Raw genomic sequence first — 25,437 nt, forward strand, 5'->3', positions numbered from 1 at the left:
GCGGCACCGTCGCGCCGGTCAGGTCAGGCCGAAGCTGTGCTCGACGGCTCGGTTCCATCCCGCGTAGAGGCGGTCGCGGTCGTCGGCGGCCATCCCGGGCTCCCACCGGCGGTCTTCGGCCCAGTTGGCGCGGATGTCGTCCTCGCTCTCCCAGAAACCGACGGCCAGGCCGGCCGCGTAGGCCGCGCCGAGGGCGGTCGTCTCGTTGACGACCGGCCGCACGACGGGTACGTCGAGGATGTCGGCCTGGAACTGCATGAGCAGTTCGTTCACGACCATTCCGCCGTCGACCTTCAACGTCGACAGTTCGACCCCGGAGTCGGCCTGCATCGCCTCGATGACCTCACGCGTCTGAAAGGCGCTGGCTTCCAGTGCGGCTCGGGCGATGTGGCCCTTGTCGGCGAACCGGGTGAGACCCACGATGACGCCGCGGGCATCGGGGCGCCAGCGCGGCGCGAAGAGTCCGGAGAACGCCGGGACGAAGTAGACGCCGCCGTTGTCGTCGACCCCGCCGGCCAGTTTCTCGACGTCAGATGCCTGCGGGATCAGGCCGAGGTTGTCGCGCAGCCACTGGATGAGCGAACCGGTCACCGCGATCGAGCCCTCGAGTGCGTATCGTGCGGGCTGCTCGCCGATGCGGTAGCAGACGGTGGTGAGCAGTCCGTGCTCGCTGAAGACCGGCTCGGTGCCGGTGTTGAGGAGCAGGAAGTTGCCGGTCCCGTAGGTGTTCTTGGCCTCGCCGGGTTCCAGGCAGGCCTGGCCGAAGGTCGCCGCCTGCTGGTCGCCGAGGATGCCCGCCAGGGGCACGCCGGGCAGCGGGCCGTTGCCGCGGAGCGCCCCGAAGTCGCCCGAGGAGCTTCGGATCTCGGGCAGCATGGCCATCGGTATGCCCATGTCGGCGCAGATCTCGGCATCCCACTGCTGGGTGCGCAGGTCCATCAGCATCGTCCGGGAGGCATTCGTGACGTCGGTGACGTGCTGACCCCCGTCCACGCCGCCGGTCATGTTCCACGCCATCCAGGAATCCATTGTGCCGAAGCACAACTCGCCGTTCTCGGCGCGTTCGCGGAGGCCGTCCACGGAGTCGAGCAGCCAGCGGGCCTTGGGGCCGGCGAAGTAGGTCGACAACGGCAGGCCGGAGCGATCGCGGAACCGGTCCATGCCGACATCTCCGGCCAGCTCGGTGCACAGATCATCGGTTCGCGTGTCCTGCCACACGATGGCGTTGTGCACCGGCTTGCCGGTGTCGCGCTCCCAGATCACGGTGGTCTCGCGCTGATTGGTGAGGCCGCAGGCGACGATGTCCTTCGCGGTCAGTTCGGCCGACGCGAGGGCAGCGGCGCCGACGCGGCGGGTGTTACGCCAGATCTCGGCGGCGTCGTGTTCCACCCAGCCCGCGCGCGGGAAGATCTGTTCGTGTTCGAGCTGTTCGGCGCCGACGACGCGACCCTCGTGATCGAAGATCATCGCCCGGGTCGAGGTGGTGCCCTGGTCGATTGCCGCCACGTATTTGCCTGACCTACCCACGCCGGACAGTGTCGCACGCTGTCGAGGCCACAGAGATCAATTAGGCTCAGCAACCATGAACACCGAGTTCAACGCGGACCGGCCCGCCGACATGGGGCCCCTCTACCGCGCCGAGGCGTGGCGGAGATTCGGGGAGGAACAGTTCGACGTGGTGGTCATCGGTGGCGGCGTGGTGGGTGTCGGTGCCGCACTCGACGCCGCGACACGCGGTCTGCGCGTCGCGCTGGTCGAGGCACGCGACATCGCCTCGGGCACATCGAGCCGGTCGTCGAAGATGTTCCACGGCGGCCTCCGCTATCTCGAGCAGCTCGAATTCGGCCTCGTGCGTGAGGCTCTACGCGAACGCGAGTTGTCGCTCCGGTTCCTCGCGCCACATCTGGTCAAGCCGTTGCCGTTCCTGTATCCGCTCACGCAACGCGTGTGGGAGCGGCCGTATGTCGGAGCCGGCATCTTCCTCTACGACCGGATGGGCGGCGCCAAGTCCGTTCCCGGACAGCGTCATGTCACCCGATCGGGTGCTCTGCGCGTGGCCCCGGCACTCAAGCGCAGCTCGCTCATCGGCGGGATCCGGTACTACGACACCGTCGTCGACGACGCGCGGCACAGCCTCACGGTCGCCCGCACAGCGGCCAATTACGGTGCGGTCATCCGGACCTCGACCCAGGTCACCGGATTTCTGCGCGAATCCGACCGGGTGCTCGGAGTCCGGGTGCGCGACACCGAGAACGGCGATGTGACCGAGATCCGTGCCCACTGCGTGATCAACGCCGCGGGCGTGTGGACCGACGAGGTGCAGGCACTGTCCAAGCAGCGCGGGCACTTCAAGGTCCGGGCCTCCAAGGGTGTGCACATCGTGGTGCCGCGCGACCGCATCGTCAGCGAGACGGCGATCATCCTGCGCACCGCCAACTCGGTGCTGTTCGTCATCCCGTGGGAGACGCACTGGATCATCGGCACCACCGACACCGACTGGAACCTCGACCTCGCGCATCCGGCCGCCACCCGCGCCGACATCGACTACATCCTCGAACGCGTCAACGAGGTCCTGGTCACCAAGCTCAACCACGACGACATCGAAGGCGTCTACGCCGGCCTCCGGCCGCTGTTGGCCGGGGAGGACGACGAGACCTCGAAGCTGTCCCGGGAACACGCGGTCGCGACCGTCGCGCCCGGGCTCGTGTCGATCGCCGGCGGCAAGTACACCACCTACCGGGTGATGGCCGCCGACGCCGTCGACGCGTGCGACGACTTCATCCCGACCCGGGTGGCGCCGTCGATCACCGAACGCGTCCCGCTGCTCGGGGCGGACGGTTACTTCGCGCTCATCAACCAGTGCGAGCACCTCGGACGCCGATTCGGGTTGCACCCGTACCGGATTCGCCGGTTGTTGAACCGCTACGGCTCGCTGATCGACGACGTGCTGTACTACGCCGACGGCGACAAGAGCCTGCTGCAACCGCTGGCCGCGGCGCCGCAGTATCTGCGCGTGGAGGTGGTGTACGCCGCGGTCGACGAGGCGGCGCTGCACCTCGAGGACGTCCTCGCCCGGCGGACCCGCATCGCCATCGAATACTCCCATCGTGGCGTCGACTGCGCCGACGAGGTCGCCGACCTGCTGGCGCCCCTGCTCGGCTGGACCACCGAGCAACGCGACTTCGAGGTGGCGACCTACGTCGCGCGCGTGGAGGCCGAGGTGGCCTCGCAGCAGCAACCCGACGACGACTCCGCCGACGCCCTGCGCGCCGCGGCCCCCGAGGCCCGGGCCGAGATCCTGGAGCCGGTGCCCGTTCCGAAGTGACGGTGGCTCCGGTCGAGTCGGGACGTTGGCCTCTGTCTCTGCCCCCTGATGCCGCGGCACGATCGGGGTGGGGGAAGAAGGAGACGAGATCATGGTCGACGAATCGGTTCGGGTGCTCACCCCCGACCAGGCCTGGGATCTGTTGGGAGTAGCCGAGCTCGGTCGGATCGCTCTGAGCGTCGACGGCCAGCCCGACATCTTTCCGGTGAACTTCCATGCGACCGACGGCCGCATCATGCTGCGGTCCGGCGAGGGCACGAAACTGTCGGAGCTGGCGGTGAATTCGCGAGTGGCGTTCGAGGCCGACGGACACACCGACGCCGACGGGTGGAGTGTGGTCGCCAAGGGGACGGCACGCATACTGGTGTCGCTCCGGGAGATCGAGGCGGCCGACCAGCTGCCGCTGCGCCCGTGGATCGCGACGATGAAATACAACTACGTGGAGATCACGGTCGACTCGATCACCGCCCGCCGCTTCGAGTTCGGGCCCGAGCCCGAGCGCTACCCCGTGTGAGGGGCCTCGGCCGGATCACACCTGGCACCGGGGACACCAATAGACGGATCGTTCGCCGCCCGGGGATTCGAGTTCGCCCCGCTTCACCGGGGTGGCGCAGCGCCGGCACAGCCGCCCGTGGCGTCCGTACACCCACATCCGCGCATTGGGCGATGTGTTGCCCGTGGTGGTGCGGGCCGATCGCAAGCGGTTCGCCCACAGCAGGCGTCGGCTGAGGTCCACGACCGGCCCGAGGTCGACCTCGCCGACCGGGCGGGTCGGCAGGACCCGCCGCAGGAAGCAGATCTCGCTGCGGAAGACGTTGCCGATTCCCGCGATCAGCCGCTGGTCGAGCAAGGCCGCACCGATCGTCGCGTCCGGGTCGGAACCGAGGCGTCGGATCGCCTCCTCGCGATCGAAGTCGTCGGCGAGCAGGTCGGGGCCGAGGTAGGCGAGCGCGGCGTCGGGGTCGGCGAGCAGTTCCAGTACGCCGAGGTCGAAACCGACCGCCTCATGGTCGGCGGTGCGCAGGACCGCGCGGGCCTGGTAGGCCGGGCGGCGCCACCGTTGCCCCCGCGGGTGCACGTGCCAGGCGCCCTCCATCTTCAGATGCGAGTGGATGCTGAGGGTGTCGCCGACACCCGGACCGCTCTCGGCGACGTCGATCAGCAGGTGCTTGCCCACCGATCGCACCGCGAGGACCTCGCGTCCGGAGAGGTCCGCGGTGGCCAGCGACGGGATGCGGAAGTCCGACGACTCCAGCACCCGTCCCGCGAGCCCCGCCCGCAGTCGTGCGGCGGCGGCGAAGACGGTGTCGCCCTCAGGCATGGTCCGCCTCAGGCATGATCACCGAAACGCAGGCGGATGCCACGCGGGGTCGTCGAGAATCCCGCTTCGACGAGCACCTTGCCGAAGTCGGTGGCGCGCACGGGTTCCGAGTCGATGTGGTCGATCGTCAGACGTGCGATCCGGCCACGCCGGACCAGTGCGACCAGCGCGCCCGCGGCCGACTCCAGCCGCGGGATCGAGTCGCTGAACGTCAGCAGCGTCTTGCCGCCGCGTTCGACGAAACACACCACGTCACCGTCGACGATCACCACGAGCGCCCCCGGTTTGCGGCCCGGGCGGTGACCGGCCTCGGTGTCGCGAGACGCCGGCCACTCGAGCGCCGCCCCGTAGGGATTGGCCGGGTCCGTCGCGGCCAGCACGGTTGCCTCGCGGGGCGCTTTGCGATCGGGCAGCGCATGCCGGCGCAATTCGTCGACCGTGGCCGGCGAGGCGAACTGCGCCCCGCCGAGGCCGTCGACGTAGTAGCCGCGACGAACATGTCCGTTGTCCTCGAAGACGGTGAGCGCCTTGTAGACCCGCGCGAAGCCGCCGGTCACCTCCTCCGAGACGACGCTGCCGCGCGTGATCACGCCGTATCGGGTCAGCAACTGATCGCAGAGGCCCTGCGTGGCGATGGTCGGCTCGGTGGACGGGTGGTCGAGGGCGAACCAGCGGCCACTCGCCGTCGGCGACACCGGGGGAGCGACGGAGTGTTCGGTGAGGTACCGGGCCGACAGGCGGCCGGCCCGGAGCCGGGGTGCGCGTCCGCGTGCCCGATGCGCGGGCGCCGAGCGCGGTGCGGACGGGCTGCGCCGCGGTTGCAGCAGGGCCCGGACGGGCGCGAAGCTGTCGTTGCTGACCCGCCCCGCCCACACGAGGTCCCACAGGGCGGTCTCGATGTCGGCGGCCGGCGTGGTGGTGCCGGTGCTGATGTCGGCGGCGATCTGAGGGAACCGCAGGGCACCACCGGGTTCGAGTGCGGCCGTGACCCCGTCGTGGACCGGGGTGGTGTCGATCTCGTCGGCGTCGGGCAGCGTCAGGACGGCGACGTCCGCGGGATGCAGCGCCACCCAGCCGTCGGAGTTCCCGATGCGACCGTGTCCGGACCAGATGACCTCACCGGCGCTGAGCAGTTCGTCGAGCATCGGCGCTGCGTAATCGGACACCCGGGCCGGCAGTACGAGGGACTCCCACGCGGACGCCGGCAGCGGGAACCCGGCCAGCTGGTCGATGACCGTCGCCACCCCGTCGACACCCCGGAGCTGGGTGCCCGACGACGCGTGCTGCCAGTCGAGGAGGAACCGGGTGAGGACGTCGGTACCGACGGGAGCCACCTCGGCGCGGCTCGCCGCCAGGGAACCGCGTCGGATCTGACCCAGCACGTCGGCGTGACACCATTGCCCGTCCCGGGGGCCGGTACCGGCATCGGGCAGGAAGTCACCCTCGACGACGCGTCGCTCCGATGCGAGACGGTTGAGGGTGTCGCGCACGACCCCGGTCGCGATACCCAGAGCCGCGGAGGCCTCGGGCACGGTGAACGGGCCATGGGTGCGGGCGTACCGGCCGATGAGGTCTCCGACGGGGTCGGGCACCTCCTCGAGATAGGCCGCCGGGATGCCGAGAGGTGCGGGCACCCCGAGAGCGTCACGGAGGCGGGCGGTGTCGTCGATGGCCGCCCACAGCGCACGTGCGTTGTGGTTGACCGAGATGATCTGCCCGACCCGGTGCAACTCGGTGAGCAGATCGGCGGCCGGCTCGTCGCCGCGATACCGGGCCGCGACCTCCTCGGTGGTGAGCGGGCCCAGCCATCGCAGCAGGTCGACGATGTCCTCGGCGTCGCGCGCCTGACGCTCGGGGGACAGGCGTTGGAGCCGGGCGATCACGTCGGCGATGACCGCCGGATCGAGGAGCTCGCGCAGGTCGACGCGCCCGAGCAACTGGGCCAGCAGGCTGGTGTCGAGGGAGAGGGCGGCCGCGCGGCGCTCGGCGAGCGGCGCGTCGTCGGCGTACATGAACGCACCCACGTACCCGAACAGCAGCGACGCGGCGAAGGGAGACGGGCTCTGGGTCTCGGTCTCCACCACCCGGATCCGGCGCGTGCGGATGCGGGTCAGCAGATCGAGCAGGGCGGGGAGGTCGTAGACGTCCTGCAGGCATTCGCGGACGGCTTCGAGCACGATCGGGAAGTCGGGGAATTTGGATGCGACAGAGAGCAGTTGGGCGCTGCGCTGGCGCTGTTGCCACAGCGGGGCGCGCCGGCCCGGATCCCGTCGCGGCAGGAGCAGGGCGCGCGCGGCGCATTCGCGGAAACGGGACGCGAACATCGACGAGTCGGCCAGACCGTCGGTCACGAGTTGCTCGACCTCGTCGGGGTCGAGGAGGAACACATCGGCTCCGGGAGGGGCGTCGTCGGTGTCGGGCATCCGCAGGATGATGCCGTCGTCGGAGGCGGTGGTGGCGCCCTCGATGCCGAGGGTCTCCAGCAGGCGCTGCGAGATGGCACTGGCCCAGGGGGCGTGTACACGTAAGCCGTAGGGGGAGTGGAGGATCACCCGCCAGTCGCCGAGCTCGTCGCGGAACCTCTCGACGACCAGCGTGCGGTCGGTGGGCAGGTGTCCGGTCGCCTCGCGCTGCTCGGCGATGAGTGTCGCGAGGTTGCTGCGGGCGTTGTCGGTGAGCCCGAGTCGGTCTGCCTGGTCGTCGAGCTTCCCGGGATCGGCGATCGACTGGGTGAAGGCGCCGATCGCGGCGCCCAGTTCGGCGGGGCGTCCGATCGCGTCACCGATCCAGAACGGCAACCGGCCCGGTTGACCGAACGCGGGGGAGACGAGTACGCGGTCGTGGGTGATGTCCTCGATCCGCCAACTGGTGGCGCCCAGCGCGAACACGTCGCCGACCCGGGACTCGTAGACCATCTCCTCGTCGAGTTCGCCTACGCGAGTGGCCTTCTCGCCGACCATGAACACGCCGAAGAGTCCGCGGTCGGGTATGGACCCGCCCGAGGTGACGGCGAGCCGCTGGGCGCCGCGCCGGCCGGTGATGACCCCGGCGTCGCGGTCCCAGTTCACCCGGGGGCGCAGTTCGGCGAACTCGTCGGACGGGAAGCGGCCCGCGATCAGGTCGAGGGTCGCGTCGAAGACGCCCCGGCCCAGTTCACGGTAGGGCGCCGCGCGCCGGACGACCTCGTACCAGTGATCGACCTCGAGGTCGTCGACCGCGGCCGCCGCGATGGTCTGCTGGGCGAGGATGTCGAGCGGATTCTGCGGGACCTTGATCTCCTCGATCGCGCCGTCGAGCATCCGGCCCACCGTCACCGTGCAGTGCAGCAGATCGGTGCGGTGCTTGGGGTAGAGGATGCCCTGGCTGATCTCGCCGACCTGGTGCCCGGCGCGGCCGATCCGCTGCAGTCCACTCGCCACCGACGGCGGGGACTCCACCTGGATGACGAGATCGACCGCACCCATGTCGATGCCGAGTTCGAGTGAGCTGGTGGCCACCACACACGAGAGGCGGCCTGCCTTCAGGTCGTCCTCGATCTGGGCGCGCTGCTCCTTGCTGACCGAGCCGTGATGGGCGCGGGCGAGAACCGGCTCGGCGCCGGAGCTCGCGCCGCTGCCCATCACGAACGCCGGGGCGCCGCCCGCGACCGACGGATTGCCGGTCGGTTCGGCAGGCTCGCCGTGGCGCTCGGCGTGGATCTCGTTGAGCCGAGCGGTGAGCTTCTCGGCGAGGCGTCGGGAGTTGGCGAAGACGATCGTGGCGCGGTTCGCCTCGATCTGGTCGACGATCGAGGCCTCGACGTACGGCCACAACGAGCCGGCAGTCGGCGAGAACGCGTCGTCCAGCGCCGCGGGGTCGGCATCGGACACCGGCGGCGGGATGTTGGCCATGTCCTCGACGGGGACGTCGACGCGCAGGTCGAATGTCTTGTCGGCCTTGGGTTTGACCACCTGGCACGGCGCGGCGCCGGACAGGAACCCCGCGACCACCTCGGGCGGGCGGACCGTCGCCGAGAGGCCGATCCGCTGGGCGGGTTTGTCCAGCAGTTCGTCGAGGCGCTCGAGGGTCAGCGCGAGATGGGTACCTCGTTTGGTCGCGGCGACCGCGTGGACCTCGTCGACGATGATCGCCTCCACGCCGGTGAGACTCTCCCGCGCGGCCGAGGTGAGCATCAGGTACAGCGACTCGGGGGTGGTGATGAGGATGTCGGGTGGGGTTTTGACCAGCGCACGCCGATCGGCGGCGGAGGTGTCGCCCGACCGCACGCCCACGGTGATGTTGGGCTCCGGAAGGTTCAGCTCCTGGGCCGCCCGGGTGATGCCGGTCAGCGGTGCGCGCAGGTTGCGCTCGACGTCGACGGCCAGCGCCTTCAACGGCGAGATGTAGACGACCTTGGTGCCCGCGGGACGATTGCCGGCGTCGGCGGCGAGCCGATCGAGAGCCCAGAGGAACGCGGCCAGGGTCTTCCCGGACCCGGTCGGTGCGATGACCAAGGTGTTCGCGCCGTCGGCGATGGAGGTCCAGGCGCCCTTCTGCGCAGCGGTGGGCGCGGTGAACGCACCCGAGAACCACCGCCGGGTGGGGGCGGTGAAGCGGTCGAGCACCGAGGGGCGGGGCATCTCTCCACTATGTCGCACGCGTACGACAGAACGCGGTATACAGTCTCCTCACGCCTGTACGGGGAATCCGGTGAGAGTCCGGAACGGTCGCGCCACTGTGAACGCAGCCCAGATCGACACGGTCGACGTGACGGGGCATGCGTGAGTCAGGATGCCGTGCCGGCGTGCACCACCCGTGAACTCTCCGACGCGAGATCGGCGAAAGGACCCACCATGACAGCTCCCCGTACCCAGTCAGCATCACCGGTCGCCCCGGCCCGTGCCCTGCCCGTACCGAACATCTCCGTCGCGAGCGCGGCGCTCTGGCTCAGCCTGACCGTGCTGCTCGCCGGGCTGGCGTACTACTTCCTCGGTTACGACCAGGGAGTCGTGTCGGTCTTCGGTTCCGACACCCATGTGCACGAGTTCGTGCACGACGCCCGCCATTTCCTCGGCTTCCCCTGCCACTGAGTCGACATGGAGAAGAAGTTCATCGGCGCCGGCCTGCTAGCAGGTCTGATCGCCGGCATCGTCTCGTTCGTGTTCGCACGGTTCTACCTCGAACCCGTCGTGGGCAAGGCCATCGACTACGAGAGCGCCCGCTCGGCGGCCGAGGAGGCCCTGGCCCATGCCGCCGAACCGGGTGGTCACACCCATGGTGAGGGCGGAGAGTTGTTCACCCGCGCGATGCAGGAGAACCTCGGCGCGGGGATCGGCAACGTCGTGTTCGCGGTCTGCATGGGTGCGTTCTTCGCGGTGGCGTTCACGGTCTTGTGGAGCCACGTCGGCAGCCGTCACCCGGCCACGGATCCCCGTGCGGTCGCGGGCGTGCTCGGCGGCATCGGTTTCGTCGCCGTCTTCGCTGTCCCGTTCTTCGCCTACCCGGCGAATCCACCTGCCGTCGGCGACGACGACACCATCGGTGAACGAACCGGTGCCTTCCTCACCATCACCGTGTCGTCGGTGATCCTCGCCATCGCGGCGGTGGTCCTGGCGTCGTGGTTGCGCCCGCGCATCGGTGGGTTGGTCTCGGCGGTCGCCGCCACGGTCGCGTATCTGGCCGGCATCGCGATCGTGCTCGCCTTCCTGCCGTCGTTCAGCGAGGTCCCCGGCCCGGTCCGCGACGGCGCCGGACAGGTCGTGTTCCCGGGCTTCCCCGGTGACGTGATCGGGGATTTCCGGGTGTATGCGATCGCCAACCAGGTCATTCTGTGGACGGTTCTCACCGTCTCGTTCGCACTGATCGTGGGGGCGATGGCCCGGTCGCGGGCGACTGACCGCGCTCGCGCGGTCTCCGCGCCGAACTGAGGCGGTCACCGCACGACATGCAGATCATCACCGCCGGGCGCACCGGCCCCAACCGGTCGGTGCGGTTCGGCGGTGACCCGGACCTCGATCCGCGGGGTCGACGCGACGTGCTCGCTCTGAGCGCGTCGCTCACGCGCCCGATCGACATCTGCGGCCCGGAGGCGGCGACCCGCGCCACCGCCGAGATACTCGGCGCGACAGGCGGCCTCATCGTCGACGACGCGCTGCGGACGCTCGATGTCGGTGCGTGGTCGGGCCTGTCCCCGGAGGAGATCGACCCCGTCGACCTCGGCGGGTGGTTCACCGACCCGGAGGCCCGCCCGCACGGGGGTGAGAGTGTCGCGCGGTTCGTCGACCGAGTCCATGCCTGGCGTGCCGGGCAGGCCGAGCACGGCGATGGCTACGTGGTGGTCGCGATGTCGGTGGCGCAGGCCCTGCTGTGCGTCGATGCGGACGGGTTCTTCGCGCGGGAGGTGCGTCCCGCCACCCTCTACACCTGCACCGATGCTCGGTAGGAACAGATCTGCGACGACGTACCTAGACATCGGCAGTGACTCCTGACACAGTTGGGAACGACAAAACTGAAACGTGTTCGCCCCTGCGCGGACACCGGTCTGGGAGTGTGACGATGTTCGAGTGGTCCGAAGAAGATCTGATGGTTCGGGACGCCCTGCGGGCGTTCATCGACAAGGAGATCCGGCCACATCTCGACGAACTCGAATCCGGCACGCTGCCGCCCTACGACATCACCCGCAAACTGCTGTCGAGCTTCGGTGTCGACGCGATGGCCAAGGACGCTCTCGAGAAGGAACTCGAGGCCGAGGCCAACGGGGAGAAGAAGAAGCCCTCGGGCGACGGCGGCGGTATGGGCGGCTCGATGTTCATGATGGTCAACATCGAGCTGGCGGGGGTCTGTCTCGGTCTCGTCGCATCCCTGGGCGTGAGCATGGGCCTGACCGCCTCGACCATCCGCGGCAAGGGCACGCTCGCCCAGAAGAAGCGGTGGCTGCCCGAACTGGTCACGATGGAGAAGGTCGGCGCCTGGGCGATCACCGAACCCGACTCCGGATCGGACGCGCTGGGCGGTATGAAGACGACGGTCCGTCGCGATGGTGACGACTACATCCTCAACGGGCAGAAGACCTTCATCACCAATGGCCCCTACGCCGACACCATCGTCGTGTTCGCCAAACTCGACGACGGCAGCGGCACCCCGATGCGGGACCGTAAGGTCCTGTCGTTCGTCCTCGACAAGGGGATGCCGGGACTGACCCAGGGCAAGCCGTTCAAGAAGATGGGCATGATGAGTTCGCCGACGGGCGAGCTGTTCTTCGACAACGTGCGCGTCGGCAAGGACCGCCTGCTGGGCGAGACCGAGGACACCGGTTCGGACGCGCGCGGATCCGAAGGCGCTAAGGCCGGTTTCACCGCGGAGCGGGTCGGGATCGCCGCCCTCTCGCTGGGCATCATCAACGAGGCGCAACGGCTTTCGATCGACTACGCGAAGAACCGCAAGCTGTGGGGCCAGGAGATCGCACAGTTCCAGCTCATCCAGCTCAAGCTGGCCGAGATGGAGGTCGCGCGCATCAACGTCCAGAACATGCTCTTCAGTGCCCTCGAGCGGGGCAAGGCGGGCAAGCCGCTGAGCTTGTCCGAGGCGTCGGCGATGAAGCTCTACTCGTCGAAGGCGGCCACCGACGTCGCGATGGAGGCGGTGCAGTTGTTCGGCGGCAACGGCTACATGGCCGAGTATCGCGTGGAGCAGCTTGCGCGCGACGCCAAGTCGCTGATGATCTACGCCGGCAGCAACGAGATCCAGGTGACCCACGTCGCCAAGGGGCTGCTGCGGGGCTGACGAACAGGCCCGGTCGTGTCGGACCATGCCGACACGATCGGGCCGGGTTCAGGCGACCTCGTCGGCCCGGACCTCGACCGTCTGCGGCGTGGTGCCGGGCGTCGGCGACACGAGCGTCAGGTGGTCCGGCTGTGCCAGGAAGTCCTCGATGTCGCGTCGAGCCGCTTTCTCGATCAACAACGGCACGAAGATCCTGACCTTGCAGTCGGCGAATCGTCCGTAGACGGCGTGCACACGTGCGTCGATGTCGTCGACAGCCATAACCGGAAACCGTGCGATCAGGCGTCGAATCACCTGTTCGACTTCGAGCATCTCCTCAACCCGAGCCATTGGGACATTCTGCGGGAAAACCTTTGCGGCTGCAGGCTCATCGGGGAAACGACTGGTCACGATCGAGCATGCGACGGTGTGCCCCGTACCTGCCACGACAATTGCGCGTCCTCTTCGTCGGTTACCGCGCGGATGCCTCGGACGTGGCACAGAATGACCAGTTAGTCATTCGGTCCAGCCACGGGAGCGTACGGCCATGCCTGATTTCTCATCGTCCTCGGGTGAACTCCGAGGCCCGGATCACGACGGCCCGTCGGGCCCGATGTCGGGCAAGAAGTACCGCAAGCATCTCGAACCGCTGCACGCCGAGTTGGTCGCCATGCAGGAATGGGTCCGTGCGACCGGGGCGAAGGTCTGCATCGTCTTCGAGGGCCGGGACACGGCGGGCAAAGGCGGAGTCATCAAGGCGATCACGGCCAGGGTGAGCCCGCGGGTCTTCCGCGTGGTCGCGCTGCCCGCGCCCACCGAACGGGAGAAGTCGCAGATGTACCTCCAGCGGTACATCCCGCATCTGCCCGCGGCCGGCGAGGTCGTCATCTTCGACCGCAGTTGGTACAACCGGGCCGGCATCGAACGAGTGCTCGGATTCTGCACGGAGAAGCAGGCACACCAGTTCCTGGAACAGGTGCCCACGGTGGAACGGTCGATGGTCGAGTCGGGGATCATCCTGCTCAAGTACTGGCTCGAGATCAGCGAGGAACAGCAGACCCTTCGCCTGCAGAGCCGGATCGACGATCCGCGGAAGATCTGGAAGCTCTCCGACATGGACCTCGCGTCCTACAGCCGCTGGTACGACTATTCGCGGGCCCGAGACGAGATGTTCCGGTTCACCGACACGGGCTGGGCGCCCTGGTATGTCGTCTCCACCGACGACAAGAAACGGGGTCGGTTGAATGTGATCGAGCACCTTCTCGGTCAGGTTCCCTACACGCCGCTCGAACGTCCCCGGATCGAACTGCCGAAGCGGCAGAAGGCCAAGGACTATCGGCCACCCGAGCAGGCCCTGCACTGGATCCCGACCCCGTATTGACGACCCGAAACCGAACCGCAGTCGAGTAGTCACGACACCGCCCGAGCCCGAGGCAGGAGAGTTGTATGGCCATCGCACGCCCGCCGTCGTCACCGGAACGTCGGGAGGACGACGCCCCCGCACCGGCCTGGCACGTCCAGGACGTCGAATCCGTCGTGTCGGCGCTCGAGTCCGACAGCACCGGTGGACTGTCGTCGGCCGAGATCGACGACCGACGGACGCGGTTCGGCGACAACGTGATCGCCGCGGAACCGGCCCCGTCGGTGGCTGCACTGGTGCTGCTGCAGCTCAAGGATCCGATGAACCTGATGCTGATCGCCGTGGTGATCGTCAGCCTGGTGATCGCGGAGGTCTCGACCGCGCTGGTGGTCGCCGCCCTGGTGGTGCTCAACCTGGTGCTGGGCACTCGGCAGGAGCTGAAGGCCCGGGCCAGCGTGGACGCCCTGGCGCGGATTCAGGTTCCGCAGGCCCGCGTGGTCCGGGGTGGAGTCCTGGTGGAAGTTCCCGCGGCGCAACTCGTTCCCGGGGACATCGTGCAGCTCGAAGCCGGCGACTTGGTGCCGGCCGACGGACGTCTGGTGCGGGCCGCCACGCTGGAGACGCAGGAGGCCGCGCTGACCGGCGAGAGCGCGCCGATCCCGAAGGACCCCGCCGCGCTCACCGATGTCGAGCTGGCCCTGGGTGACCGCAGCAACATGCTCTTCCAGAACACCTCGGTCACCCGCGGCACGGCGACGATGGTCGTCACCGAGACCGGGATGCGGACGCAGATGGGACAGATCGCGTCGATGCTGTCGGCGATCGCCCCACAGCGGTCACCCCTGCAGCGCGAGCTGGATTCACTCACCAAGATCCTGGGCGTGATCGCCTGGACCGCCGTGGCGATCATCGTGGTGATCGGGCTGGTGCGCGGACAAGACCTGGCGACGGTGATGCTGCTCGGTATCTCAATGGGCATCTCGGCGATACCCTCCGGTCTGCCCACTTTCGTCCAGGCGATGCTGGCCTTCGGGGCCCGGCAGCTCGCGGATGCGAAGGCGGTCGTCAAGAACCTCACCGACGTGGAGACGCTCGGCGCGACGAGTCTGATCAACTCGGACAAGACCGGGACGCTCACCATGAACCAGATGATGGTGCGCTCGTTGTACTTCCACGGTCAGTGGTTCGCCGTCGACGGTGAGGGCTACGGCAAGACCGGGAGCATCACCCAGGCGGCGGGCGAGCCGGTTCCCGACTTCACCATGCTCGCGTACGGACTGTGCCTCGACAGCGACGCCACCGTGTCGGACGCCGGCGCCGTCATCGGCGATCCGACCGAGGCGGCGCTGATCGTGCTGGCAGCCAAGATGGGGGTCGACGCGCCACTCACCCGCCAGACCTATCCCCGTCTCGCCGAGGTTCCATTCGACTCGGCCTACAAGTTCATGGCGACGTTCCACCGGCTGCCGGTGGACGGCACCGTCCGTTTCGTCGAGATGGTCAAGGGCGGTCCGGATGTCGTGCTGAACCGCTGCCGCTGGGCGTTCCGCCCCGGACGGGAGAGGGTGGAGCTGGCGGAGGTCCGGGCCGAGATCGAGGCGGCCAACGAGCAGATGTCGGCCGAGGGCCTACGTGTGCTGGCCTTCGCCGCGCGCGTGCTCGACGGCCGGGAGGACGAGGTGACCGCCGACCCGATGGCGTTCGTGGACGATCTCGTCTTCGTCGGGATGGTCGGGATCATCGACCCGTTGCGTGCCGAGGCCGTCGACGCCGTCCGGACGGCGCACGCCGCGGGGATCGATGTGCGGATGATCACGGGGGACCACACGGGAACCGCGTCGGCGATCGGTGCGCAGCTGGGACTCGGTCCCGGGGCCATCAGCGGTACCGAACTCGCCGCGATGTCCGACGAGGAACTCGCCGAGGCGCTTCCGCGGTTGCATGTGTTCGGGCGTGTCACGCCGTCGGACAAACTCCGGCTCGCCGACGTGATGCAGCGCCAGGGCGCGGTCGTCGCGATGACCGGCGACGCGGTCAACGACGCGGCCGCGCTGAAGAAGGCCGACATCGGGGTGGCGATGGGCTCGGGCAGCGAGGTCACCAAGCAGGCCGGCAAGCTGATCCTCACCGACGACAACTTCGGGACGTTGATCACCGCGATCCGGTTGGGGCGCAGCGTCTACGACAAGATCGTCGCCTACATCCGCTACCAGATGTCCAAGCTGTTCTCACTGGTGCTCCTGTTCCTGGTCGCGAGCATCTTCGACATCAACGAGGGCGTCGCGCTGGCGCCGCTGATGGTGGTCTTCCAGCACTTTTTCATCACCCTGTTCCCGGTGATCGTGATCATGCAGGACCCGCCGGCACCGGATCTGATGGCCAAACCACCACGGGACCCGAAACAGCCGATCACGAATCGCGCGTCGTTCGTGCAGTGGTTCGCCTACGGGGTCCTGCAGTTCGCGGTGACCTTCGTCGCGATGATGGTGGCGCCCGGTCCGATGAGCCCGACCGAACCGAACGTCCCGATGACCATGGGCTTCGTGGTGCTGTCCCTGGGTTCGGTGTTCGCCGGGTTGGTGATGCGGCGCGATCCGGAGTCGGGCCTCACACCGCCGATCGTCAACGCCGTGAAGATCCTGTCGATCCCGATCATCGTCACCGTGCTCGCGGTGGAGCTCGGATTTCTGCAAGACCTGCTGCAGACGACCTCGCTGACCGGCGGCCAGTGGCTCGCCTGCATCGGATGGTCGCTGATCATCCCCGTCGTGGTGGAGGCGGAGAAGTGGGTGCGACGTCGCCGGAGTCCGGCGGTGTCCGCGATCTCGGCCGTGGAAGCGGTGGCACCCCGGCGAGCTCTTCGCTGACCGAACGGGCGGCTACGAGGCCCGGTGTGGGTTCCACGCCAGGTACCACAACTGCAGCCAGTCCAGTTGTGGTGGCGCGACCCGGGTCTCGGGCCGGTGCCGGGGGACCCGTACGCGGAGCGCCCCGGGCGTGATGGTGCACCGCACCGGCGTCGTGAGCTGCAACGATTCACCGTCGACCCCGACCGGGATGACCTCGGCGTCGGCGTCGACGGTCACCTCGGTGGCGATGCGCTGGACGAGTCCGCGGTCGTGGGTGCGCCGCAGGAGGCCGACGGCCTGCCGGGTGTCGGACACCGAGACGGTGACGACCCCGAGCCGTCCCTCGTCGATGCGGGTGCGGCGACCGAGCCCGGCCACGTCGTTCGTGGCATAGGGGCCGTTGCTGACGAGGACGGCCTGGGGATCGGCGATGGTCTCGCTGCCGACGACGGCCCGCAGACCCGACCTCGTCCCTCTGCCCAGGAGGTCGGGAAGCATGCGTAACACCGTGCGTGTCTTGTCATCTCGATACTGCGGACTCTGGACCACCTCGGCGTAGATGCCGAACGACGCGTTGTTGACGAACGGCCGACCGTTGATGTGACAGAGGTCGACATGGAACTCGACGCCGTCGCGCAGCGCGTCGAGACACCGGGCGGGGTCCTGACGGTCGAGCCCGAGATCGAGCGCGAAATGGTTTCGGGTGCCGGCACTGATGACCAGGAAGGGTACGCCCGCCTCGGCCGCGACTCCGGCGACGAGGGCCTGGGTGCCGTCACCTCCCGCGACACCCAGCAGGTCGGCCCCGCGCGCCACCGCGTCCCGTGCCAATTGCTCCACGTCGATCTCCACCGGCCCGTCCAGCAATACGACCTCGGCGCCGAGGGATTCGGCCTTGCGCTGCAGATCGAATCGGACGACCTTCCCGCCACCCGAACGCGGGTTCATGATGATGAACGGGCGGTGGACGTCCGGCGCCGGGTGTTCGGGCATCAGGGAGTCGATGCGGGACGGCCGCAGCGCGCGCCGACCGCATCCGACCGCGGCGGCCGCCAGCAGCGCGGCAGCGATCACGACCCAGAGCTGTCGCTCGCGAAGGAGGAACACCACGAGAACCGCCACCGGCAGGACCGCGAGAGCGGCCGAGACGATGCGGAGGACACCACGGCTGATGAGGAACCAGTACACCGCGGCGACGATGACGACGGCACAGACACCACAGATCGCCAGGAGGCCCAGCAGGCGGAGGAGGCCGGCGGCGGCCACCGGGAGCAGGATCGCGGCGACGGTCAGCGCCATGGCCGCGCGCGCCCACCATCTGCGTGTCGTGGGCGGCGCGACCTCGGCGGCGACCGACGCCTGACTCATACCGTCTCGATGGCCGGCGTCGCCTCATCGGGCGTCTGCTGATCCGGCGGATCCGGCTCCTCGCTCCGGTCCTGGGCGGCCCAGTCCTTCGCCGGCCTGATCACGAGTTCGAGGATCAGGAGGGCGAGGAGTCCGAAGACGGCGATGAGGAGGACCACCAGACCGGTCGGATAGCTCCAGAAGACGAGCAGCAGCGCCGCGATGCCGATGATCGCGCTGCGCAACGCGATTCGCGCGCGGAACAGGCTCTCCTCGAAGGCATTCGGCGGCCGCGAGCGTCGTATCCGCTGCACCGAGTCGAGTCCGTGGCCGAATCCGCGCCGGACGGCCGTGGCCGAGGCGGACCCGCCCAGCAGGTAGGCCCCGACGGCGACCACGAGCCCGAGGACCGCCACGGCACGCAGCGCCAACCGCAGCGGATCGAGCACTGTGTCGATGGTGGCGGCCGCGGCATCCGGGGCGAGGATGTCGGGCGGCATCGCGTCGAGATAGAGCGCTCGGCCGATCAGCAACGCGATGGCGAGGACGAGCATGGCGAGGACGAGTGACAGTCCGGCGAGCGAGAGGGCCCGCAGACGCCGACCGCGGGGTGCGACGGCCACGGCGGCGAAGGCGAGCGCGATCGTCAGCCAGGGCAGGACGTCGGCGGCGGTGTCGAGTGCCGAGACGGCACGCTGGGCGCGGACCAGTTCGGGTGAGCGGAACAGGACGAACTGCTTGTCGACGGCGGGGATCTTCTCGGCGAAGGTGAAGCCGCGGTCGAGGAGGCGTGCCTTGACGTTGTCGATCACGGTGCCGAGCGAGATGCTGACGGTGCCGGAGTCGTCCACGGTCACCGACGACGGTCCGACGTCACCGGTCACGACCGCGACAAGGGCGGTGTGTGCGGCCCGATTCGCCTGCAGCCACAGGGATTCGAACTGATCGCTGGCGACGAACGACGACACGGTCTGTTGCACGAAGCCGCGGGCCTGGCCGGCCAGGACGGGAGCGAGACCCTCGACCGCCCGATCGACGCGTGGTGCGTTCTCGGTGGCCGGAACCGCGTCGGTCAGGGTCGTCAGCGCCGCCGCGGTGAGTCCCTCGACGTCGATGCGACTGAAGATCTCATCGGTGATCGTGTTCGAGATCTCGGCTTGCACTGCGGGATCCGAGGCGAGCGGAGCGACGGTGCTGACGTAGCGGTCGGTGTCGAGGATCTCGCCACGGACGAACCGCGAAGTCACCGAGGTGATGGCGAGTACGGCGACGAGGATGCACAGGACCGCGACGGCGAACCAGCGCCACCGGTTCCGCCGGGTCGGGTCGGGGGTCTTGGTGGCCGGCCCGGTGCCGGCCGCGTCGCGCAGGCGCGCGACCTCGGCTCGTAGTTGTTCGAGTTCGGCGCGCTCGGAGTCGGTGATGCCGACGCTCGGCTCCGCGCTCTGTCCGTTGGTGTCCGTGGTCATCTCGACGCCGCCCTTCCGGCCGCTGATCGTCTGGGGTTCCGGTGCTGACAGAACGCGCTCCACCGCCGAGGGGCGCCTCGACGGTGGAGCGTGGGTCGGGATCTAGCGGTATTCGGCCTTCGGCTGCCAGGTCGAGACGGCCCAGATGACCACGATGTCGAGAGCGATGATCAGGATCGACCACCAGGGGTAGTAGGGCAACCACAGGAAGTTGGCGATGATCGACAGGCCGGCGATCACGATCGCGGTGAACCGCGCCCAGGTCGCGCCGGTGACGAGTGCGACGCCGACGCCGGCCATCACGACCCCGAGGGCGATGTGAATCCAGCCCCACGTGGTGAAGTCGAGCTTGTAGACATACTCGACGCCGCGGACGAAGACCTCGTCTTCGGCGACCGCGGCGATGCCCTGGAAGAGTTGGATGACACCGAGGACGATGAGGATGATCGCGGCGCCGATGGAGGTCCCCGCGGCGATGTTCTGTGAGGTGGATGGACGGTTGTTCTCGTGGGTGGGTGCGGTGTGAGTCATGACGACGCCCTTCTCTGGACAACCTTGACTGTGGACTACCCGTACAGGGGGAGTGTCCTACGAGTCATGCCGCCCCGCAACCGTTTCGGCGAGAGCGGGCCCAGAATTGTGACCATGTGCCGGAACTCGATGCCGTTGCCGCGCAAACCGATGCGCATTGCTAACGAAAAAGGGTCAGGTCTCTTGCCGAGCGAGTCGCCAGATGCGGTCGCGTGACATCGGCGTCTCGACGGGCCGGCTCCCGAGTGCGCGACGGATGGCGTTCGCGAGCGCCGGCGCGACCGGGTTGTACGGTGACTCGCTCATCGATTTGGCGCCGAACGGGCCGAGTTCGTCGCTGGTCTCGGCGAAGTAGACCTCCGTGACGGGGATGTCGGCCATCTGCGGGACGCGGTACACCCGGAAGACGTTCGTGATCGGCCGTCCGCCGTCGTCGATCATGATCTCCTCGTAGAGCGCGGTGCCGATGCCTTGCGCGACACCACCTTCCACCTGGCCGCGACATTGCTCGGGGTTCATCACGGTGCCCGCGTCGGCCGCGTGCACCGATTGCAGGATGCGAACGGTGCCGGTCTCGGTGTCGACCGCGACGCGGAAGGCCTGCACGTTGAACGCGATGGACCGCATCTCCCCGCGTTCGGCGCCCGCGGCGACGGCGCGCGCTCCCGCGGGGTGCTCGACCCGGTTCGACGGATCGACAGCGCCGATGAGATCACCGAACCCGACGATCCGGCCGTCGACGAGCGCGCCCTCCACGCCGAGGCCGACCTGTGCCGGGTCCGTTCCGGTGAGCCGCGCCGCGGCGTCGACGAGGACGTCACGCAACGCGAGACATGCTGAGTGCAGCGCCTTCCCGGCCACGGTCGTGCCCGCCGAGGCGAACGCCCCGGTGTCGTGCACGACGGCATCGGTGTCGCCGTGCCACAGCGAGACCCGGTCCAGTCCGGTCGACAGCGCGGTGGCGACGATCTGGGCGTGGACCGTGGTCGTGCCGTTGCCGAACTCGGCGGTGCCCACGCCCACGTGGTACGTGCCGGCGGCGTCGACCGCGACGGTGACGTCGGCGAAGTGCCCGCGCGGGGCCATGGTGGCGATCGCGGCGATGGCCATGCCCTCGCCGACGTGCCAGCGATCTCCCGACGGTGCCTCGACCCCGTTGCCGGCGTGCAATGCACGCTCGGCCAGATCGAGACACTGGTCGAGTCCGTAACTGCCGTAGACCAGGTCGACCTCGGGATCGGCGCGTGCGATGAGGAGGGGATCGCCGTCGGCGACGGCGTTGCGGCGTCGGAACTCGAACGGGTCGATGCCGAGTTCGATCGCGAGTTCGTCCATCGCGCTCTCCACGGCGAAGACCACCTGGCCGAGGCCGTAACCGCGGAACGCGCCCGAGGGCGGGTTGTTGGTGTAGACGACCTCGGCGTCGAGCCGCTTCACCGGGCAGTTGTACACCGACACCGATTCGGCGCAGGCGTGGAACATCACGCCGATCGCGTGGTTGCCGTAGGCGCCGGTGTCCGACAACAGGTTCACCCGCAGGCCCGTCAGCCTGCCGTCCTCGTCGGCGCCGACGTCGACGGTGACCCGCATCGGGTGCCGGTACGTGGTCCGGGTCAGTTCGTCGGTGCGGGTCATCTCGTAGGCGCAGGGTTTGCCGGTGCGGAGCACGGCCAGGGCGACGAGGTCCTCGGTCAGCATCTCCTGCTTGCCGCCGAATCCACCGCCCACCCGGGCACTGAAGACCCGGATACGCTCCGGCGGCAGATCGAAGAGGAGCGCGAGCTCGTTGCGGACCAGGAACGGGACCTGGGTGCTGGTCCGGATGACGAGGCGCCCGTGTTCGTCGAACCACCCGATCGACCCGTGGGTCTCCAACTGGGCGTGCGAGACCCGCCCACTGGACCAGGTGCCGTGCACAGTCGCCGACGATGCGGCGAGTGCGGCGTCGACGTCACCGCCGAACCCCTCGTGAAAGGTGGCGATGACGTTCCGATGGGCCTCGGCGACCCGGTCGGCGGGAGTGCGATCGGGATGCAGCAGTGGGGCTCCGGGGCTTCTGGCCTCTTCCGGGTCGAAGACCGCGGGGAGCACTTCGTAGGTGACGTCGATGAGCGCCAGGGCCTGGTCGGCGACCGCTGGGGACGACGCGACCACCGCGGCGACCCGCTGACCGACGAATCGCACCACCGGGTCGAAGACGAGTGTGTCGTCGGGATCCTCGAGGCGGCTCTCGTGGCGTCCCGTGGAAAACCGCGGAGTGGAGACGTTTTCGTGGGTGAGGATCAGCTCGACGCCGGGTAGCGCGGCGGCGTCGGTGGTGTCGATGGCGGTGATCCGTGCGTGCGCGTGCGGCGAACCGAGTACGTGGATGTGCAACGTCCCGGGCGTGGGGACGTCGAAGGTGTACGGCTCGGTCCCGGTCACCACGCGCCGGGCGGCGAGCGGAGCGACCGACTCGCCCACGAGTGGCCGTTGCGCGGGCTCCGCGGGCGCAGCGGGGGACGCGGTGCCCGTGGCGGCCGCGGTGATCGCGTCCCGGATGGAGCGGTAACCGGTGCAGCGGCACAGGTTTCCCTTCATCCGCCGCGGCAGGTCGGGGAGATGCTCGGCGGTGACGGTGGAGGCGGTCACGATCATTCCCGCGGTGCAGAAACCGCACTGGAATCCGAAGTTGTCGACGAATGACTGCTGGACGGGGTGCAGGTCGTCGGGGGTGCCGAGCCCGGCCACCGTCGTCACCGACTTCCCGGCGGCGCGGTGAGCGGGATAGATGCAGGAGTGCACGGGTTGTCCGTCGACGAGCACCGAGCACGCCCCGCAGTCGCCGGCGTCGCAGCCCTTCTTGACCTCGTAGTGCGCGTGTTCGCGAAGAAGCATCCGAAGGCACTGTCCCGCAGCGGGTTCGGCGTCGAGCGACTCTCCGTTGACCTCGAATCTCATGCGCCGGCTCCGAATCCCATGTCCTTGATTCCGTTCGTCGCCGACGACAACTCCGTGCGGATCTCCTCGCCCAGCACCGCCGAGACGCCGCGGCGCCAGTCGGCCGAACCCAGTGCGTCGGTGTAATAGCCACTTGCCGCGACGATGTCGTCGTGCAGCGCGTCGCGGGTCGGTAACCCGTTGTAGCGCAGCACAGTCGGCCATTCGGTGGCCGCGGTGATCCCGAAGATGGCGGCGCCGTCGTCGTCGACCCGCCCGGTCACCACGGCCCCCGAGCGACCGAGCTCGGCGAGGGCGATCTTGCGCACGGCGGTGCGGGCGCGTAACGCGTGGGCGGGGAAGTCGATGGCGCGCAGGACTTCTCCCGGTGCGAGGAGGTTGATGCCGTTGCCGATGACCAGCTCGGCGACGGGTAGATCGCGGTCGGAGCCATCGGGACTCCACACGTGGGCGGTCGCGTCGAGCCCGACCGCCAGCGAGACCATCGACGCCGCGGCGTACGACCGGCAGATGTTGCCGCCGACGGTCGCCATGTTCCAGATCTTGAACGACGCCAGCAGTGCGTTCGCGCACTGCGCGAACATCGGGTGGGCCACGAAGCCGGGGCGCGGGGGGAGTGCGACGAGTTCGGCGATCGTGCAGGTGGCCGCGATCCGGAGACCACCTCCCGGGAGGTCTTCGACAGGTGCCCAACCCATCTCGCTCAGGTCGACGAGTCCCGTGGTCGCCGGCTGCGGCTCGGAGAACACCCAGGTGCCCCCGGCGACGATCTGTTCGCCGGGGGCGGGGAACGCCTCATCCCGCGTGCGCGCGAACCGGTAGTGGGAGACGGCGGTGAGGTCCATCAGCGTGCCCTGTCGAGGAGGCGGGATGCGGCGGTGGGTGGCTCCCACCGTACGAGGCCGATGCGCCCGTCGGAGCGGATCGCGGAGATCGACGTCGAGAGAAGCACGGCGTCACGCTACGTGCATCCGGTACGGTCCGCATCTCGTGGGCCGGCGACCCGGCCCGCAGGTGACCGGGTCGTCAGACCGGGGTCTCGGTGCTGCGGCCGTGCGCGGGAATCGCGAAGGCGACCACGGCGGCGATCGCACTCATGACGAGGGCGATCGCCGACGCCCACAGGTAGCCCTCGGCGGTCGGCACCTCGATCGCGGTGCCGTCGGCGACGGGAACCGAGATCATCGACCACGTCAGCAGCATGCCGACCGCGGCGGCGGCCGTCGAGGTGCCGATGATCCGCATGAGGGCGTTGACGCCGTTGGACTCGCCGGTCTGCTCCACGCTGACCGACTGCATGATGAGGGCCGGCATCGCCGAGTAGGCGATGCCGAGGCCCGCGCCGATGCAGCAGGCGATGACCATCATGTGGATCCAGGTGAGGTCCCACGGGCCGGCGATCCCGACGATGAATGTCACGTAGCCGATGCCGATGATGACCGCGCCCAGGGCGAGGGAGATACGGGCGCCGAAGACGGCGTTGATGCGACCGCTGATGTGTGAGAACACGAACATGACCAGACCGCTGGGCGCGAGGATGAGACTCGCGTGCACCATGTCGTACCCGAAGCCGTCCGGGCTGTTCGTCGGGGCCATCAGCAACTGGATCGGGATGAGTTGCATCGCGTAGAAGGCGAAACCGGTCGCGATCGAGGCCAGATTCGTCAACAGCAGCGGGCGCTTGCCCAGGATGCGGAGATCGATCAACGGACTGTCGCGACGGAGTTCGACGAGGACCCACACCCCCAGCGACACGAGGAAGCCGGCGAACAGACCGAGCGTCAGCGGAGCGGACCATCCCCACTCGGCGCCCTTGGACAACGGCAGCAGCAGGCAGACGAGGAGCACCGTCAGACCGAGGGCGCCGAGCGCGTCGAACCGTCCGCCGGAGGGCTTGGCGGTGGAGCGGACCGTGAGGGCCACGCCGACACCGGCCAGCGTCGCGGCACCCGCACACGACCAGAACAGGGCGTGCCAGCTCACGTGTTGGGCGATGAGGGCGGCGACCGGGAGCCCGAGCGCCCCGCCGATACCGAGTGAGGCGCTCATCGTTCCCACCGACGAGCCGAGGTGGCGGGGCGGGACGATGTCGCGCATGACGCTGATGCCGAGCGCGACGATGCCGAAACCCAGCCCCTGGAGGCCGCGGCCGATGATGAACAGCGGGAGCGACGTCGCGACCGCGCAGGCCACGGAACCCGCTGCGACGAAGCCGAGACTGACCAGGATGGCGAGGCGTTTGCCGTACATGTCGCCGATCCGCCCGCCGATGGGGGTGGCGACCGCGCCGAGCAGCAGCGTGATGGTGATCGCCCACGTGGTGTCGGAGGCGTCGGCGTCGAGCAGAGCGGGCAGCTGAGGGATCAGCGGCACGATGATCGTCTGCATCAGCGCGACGACGATGCCGGCGAGGCAGAGCACGGCCACCGCAAGTCGCGGGTGGGGCTTCTCGGCGGTGGGATCGGGGGGCGGGAGGTCCGGAGTGCTGTCCGTCGTCCCGTCGGCGTCGGTGCGGCTGGTCACGCCGACATCCCGCTGGTTCCGCTCATCGATTG

General features: G+C 68.9%; 18 protein-coding genes and 1 riboswitch. Of the genes, 8 read left to right on the forward strand and 10 right to left on the reverse strand.

Features of this window, described 5'->3' with window-relative positions; translation table 11 throughout:
• Positions 1-18: 18 nt before the first annotated feature.
• Entirely contained in the window at positions 19-1,506 is a 1,488-nt protein-coding gene (gene glpK, locus GR168_RS08310) for a glycerol kinase GlpK (protein WP_159371872.1), read from the reverse strand.
• Positions 1,507-1,582: 76 nt separating this feature from the next.
• On the opposite strand from glpK, the gene glpD reads away from it, so the two are divergent.
• Both glpD and GR168_RS08320 read left to right on the forward strand, forming a co-directional pair.
• Positions 1,583-3,325 (forward strand): glycerol-3-phosphate dehydrogenase, encoded by a 1,743-nt coding sequence (gene glpD, locus GR168_RS08315; RefSeq protein WP_065630729.1) that lies wholly within the window; start codon positions 1,583-1,585, stop codon positions 3,323-3,325.
• Between the two features lie 91 nt (positions 3,326-3,416).
• Positions 3,417-3,839, forward strand: coding sequence for a pyridoxamine 5'-phosphate oxidase family protein (locus GR168_RS08320; protein ID WP_065630753.1), 423 nt, complete (start codon positions 3,417-3,419; stop codon positions 3,837-3,839).
• A gap of 15 nt (positions 3,840-3,854) precedes the next feature.
• Here the strand turns inward: GR168_RS08320 and GR168_RS08325 are convergent, their stop codons facing one another.
• Positions 3,855-4,646 (reverse strand): DNA-formamidopyrimidine glycosylase family protein, encoded by a 792-nt coding sequence (locus GR168_RS08325; RefSeq protein WP_159370503.1) that lies wholly within the window; start codon positions 4,644-4,646, stop codon positions 3,855-3,857.
• Between the two features lie 8 nt (positions 4,647-4,654).
• Positions 4,655-9,265 carry an ATP-dependent helicase gene (locus GR168_RS08330; RefSeq protein ID WP_065630730.1) on the reverse strand — a complete coding sequence of 1,537 codons (4,611 nt, stop codon included), beginning with the start codon at positions 9,263-9,265 and terminating at the stop codon, positions 4,655-4,657.
• A gap of 17 nt (positions 9,266-9,282) precedes the next feature.
• Positions 9,283-9,443: riboswitch (cobalamin riboswitch) on the forward strand.
• A gap of 35 nt (positions 9,444-9,478) precedes the next feature.
• Between GR168_RS08330 and GR168_RS08335 the strand changes: the two genes are divergently transcribed.
• The 4 genes from GR168_RS08335 to GR168_RS08350 all read left to right on the forward strand — a co-directional run bounded on the left by GR168_RS08335 (position 9,479) and on the right by GR168_RS08350 (position 12,407).
• Complete coding sequence (locus tag GR168_RS08335) at positions 9,479-9,715, forward strand: CbtB-domain containing protein (protein WP_065630754.1); 237 nt, start codon at positions 9,479-9,481, stop codon at positions 9,713-9,715.
• Between the two features lie 6 nt (positions 9,716-9,721).
• The gene (locus tag GR168_RS08340) at positions 9,722-10,552 is read left to right on the forward strand and encodes a CbtA family protein (protein ID WP_065630731.1); all 831 of its coding nucleotides are present in this window, start codon (positions 9,722-9,724) and stop codon (positions 10,550-10,552) included.
• Between the two features lie 17 nt (positions 10,553-10,569).
• Entirely contained in the window at positions 10,570-11,067 is a 498-nt protein-coding gene (locus GR168_RS08345) for a histidine phosphatase family protein (RefSeq protein ID WP_159370504.1), read from the forward strand.
• A gap of 113 nt (positions 11,068-11,180) precedes the next feature.
• Entirely contained in the window at positions 11,181-12,407 is a 1,227-nt protein-coding gene (locus GR168_RS08350; RefSeq protein WP_058250638.1) for an acyl-CoA dehydrogenase family protein, read from the forward strand.
• Between the two features lie 48 nt (positions 12,408-12,455).
• Here GR168_RS08350 and GR168_RS08355 read toward each other — a convergent pair whose 3' ends face one another.
• Positions 12,456-12,737 (reverse strand): hypothetical protein, encoded by a 282-nt coding sequence (locus GR168_RS08355; RefSeq protein WP_203235912.1) that lies wholly within the window; start codon positions 12,735-12,737, stop codon positions 12,456-12,458.
• Positions 12,738-12,933: 196 nt separating this feature from the next.
• Between GR168_RS08355 and ppk2 the strand changes: the two genes are divergently transcribed.
• Both ppk2 and GR168_RS08365 read left to right on the forward strand, forming a co-directional pair.
• A complete protein-coding gene (gene ppk2, locus GR168_RS08360; RefSeq protein ID WP_238995051.1) occupies positions 12,934-13,767 on the forward strand; it encodes a polyphosphate kinase 2 in 834 nt (277 codons plus the stop codon).
• 65 nt (positions 13,768-13,832) lie between these two features.
• Positions 13,833-16,613, forward strand: a complete 2,781-nt coding sequence (locus GR168_RS08365) for a cation-transporting P-type ATPase (protein WP_159370505.1) — start codon at positions 13,833-13,835, stop codon at positions 16,611-16,613.
• 12 nt (positions 16,614-16,625) lie between these two features.
• Here GR168_RS08365 and GR168_RS08370 read toward each other — a convergent pair whose 3' ends face one another.
• The 6 genes from GR168_RS08370 to GR168_RS08395 form a co-directional block, all read right to left on the reverse strand.
• Entirely contained in the window at positions 16,626-17,963 is a 1,338-nt protein-coding gene (locus GR168_RS08370) for a diacylglycerol kinase family protein (protein ID WP_159370506.1), read from the reverse strand.
• Positions 17,960-19,411 (reverse strand): hypothetical protein, encoded by a 1,452-nt coding sequence (locus GR168_RS08375; protein ID WP_203235913.1) that lies wholly within the window; start codon positions 19,409-19,411, stop codon positions 17,960-17,962. The genes GR168_RS08370 and GR168_RS08375 overlap by 4 nt, the downstream gene beginning before the upstream one ends.
• A gap of 102 nt (positions 19,412-19,513) precedes the next feature.
• Complete coding sequence (locus GR168_RS08380; protein WP_159370508.1) at positions 19,514-19,942, reverse strand: hypothetical protein; 429 nt, start codon at positions 19,940-19,942, stop codon at positions 19,514-19,516.
• A 174-nt stretch (positions 19,943-20,116) separates the two neighbouring features.
• Positions 20,117-22,882, reverse strand: coding sequence for a molybdopterin cofactor-binding domain-containing protein (locus GR168_RS08385; protein WP_159370509.1), 2,766 nt, complete (start codon positions 22,880-22,882; stop codon positions 20,117-20,119).
• Positions 22,879-23,727, reverse strand: coding sequence for an FAD binding domain-containing protein (locus tag GR168_RS08390; protein ID WP_159371873.1), 849 nt, complete (start codon positions 23,725-23,727; stop codon positions 22,879-22,881). Before GR168_RS08390 ends, GR168_RS08385 begins: the two co-directional genes overlap by 4 nt.
• Before the next feature lie 181 nt (positions 23,728-23,908).
• Positions 23,909-25,405, reverse strand: coding sequence for an MFS transporter (locus GR168_RS08395; RefSeq protein ID WP_159370510.1), 1,497 nt, complete (start codon positions 25,403-25,405; stop codon positions 23,909-23,911).
• Positions 25,406-25,437 lie beyond the last annotated feature (32 nt).

It is taken from the genome of Gordonia sp. JH63 (assembly GCF_009856645.1).
Taxonomy (GTDB): Bacteria; Actinomycetota; Actinomycetes; order Mycobacteriales; family Mycobacteriaceae; genus Gordonia; species Gordonia hongkongensis.

Bases quoted from the DNA above. Each gene is read 5' to 3' on its own strand.
- GR168_RS08355 (WP_203235912.1), bottom strand. From the start codon at position 12,737: ATGGCTCGGGTTGAGGAGATGCTCGAAGTCGAACAGGTGATTCGACGC.
- glpD (WP_065630729.1), top strand. From the start codon at position 1,583: ATGAACACCGAGTTCAACGCGGACCGGCCCGCCGACATGGGGCCCCTC.
- GR168_RS08340 (WP_065630731.1), top strand. From the start codon at position 9,722: ATGGAGAAGAAGTTCATCGGCGCCGGCCTGCTAGCAGGTCTGATCGCC.
- GR168_RS08320 (WP_065630753.1), top strand. From the start codon at position 3,417: ATGGTCGACGAATCGGTTCGGGTGCTCACCCCCGACCAGGCCTGGGAT.
- ppk2 (WP_238995051.1), top strand. From the start codon at position 12,934: ATGCCTGATTTCTCATCGTCCTCGGGTGAACTCCGAGGCCCGGATCAC.
- GR168_RS08335 (WP_065630754.1), top strand. From the start codon at position 9,479: ATGACAGCTCCCCGTACCCAGTCAGCATCACCGGTCGCCCCGGCCCGT.
- GR168_RS08380 (WP_159370508.1), bottom strand. From the start codon at position 19,942: ATGACTCACACCGCACCCACCCACGAGAACAACCGTCCATCCACCTCA.
- GR168_RS08390 (WP_159371873.1), bottom strand. From the start codon at position 23,727: ATGGACCTCACCGCCGTCTCCCACTACCGGTTCGCGCGCACGCGGGAT.
- GR168_RS08325 (WP_159370503.1), bottom strand. From the start codon at position 4,646: ATGCCTGAGGGCGACACCGTCTTCGCCGCCGCCGCACGACTGCGGGCG.
- GR168_RS08350 (WP_058250638.1), top strand. From the start codon at position 11,181: ATGTTCGAGTGGTCCGAAGAAGATCTGATGGTTCGGGACGCCCTGCGG.
- GR168_RS08345 (WP_159370504.1), top strand. From the start codon at position 10,570: ATGCAGATCATCACCGCCGGGCGCACCGGCCCCAACCGGTCGGTGCGG.
- GR168_RS08330 (WP_065630730.1), bottom strand. From the start codon at position 9,265: ATGCCCCGCCCCTCGGTGCTCGACCGCTTCACCGCCCCCACCCGGCGG.
- GR168_RS08365 (WP_159370505.1), top strand. From the start codon at position 13,833: ATGGCCATCGCACGCCCGCCGTCGTCACCGGAACGTCGGGAGGACGAC.
- GR168_RS08375 (WP_203235913.1), bottom strand. From the start codon at position 19,411: ATGACCACGGACACCAACGGACAGAGCGCGGAGCCGAGCGTCGGCATC.
- GR168_RS08385 (WP_159370509.1), bottom strand. From the start codon at position 22,882: ATGAGATTCGAGGTCAACGGAGAGTCGCTCGACGCCGAACCCGCTGCG.
- GR168_RS08370 (WP_159370506.1), bottom strand. From the start codon at position 17,963: ATGAGTCAGGCGTCGGTCGCCGCCGAGGTCGCGCCGCCCACGACACGC.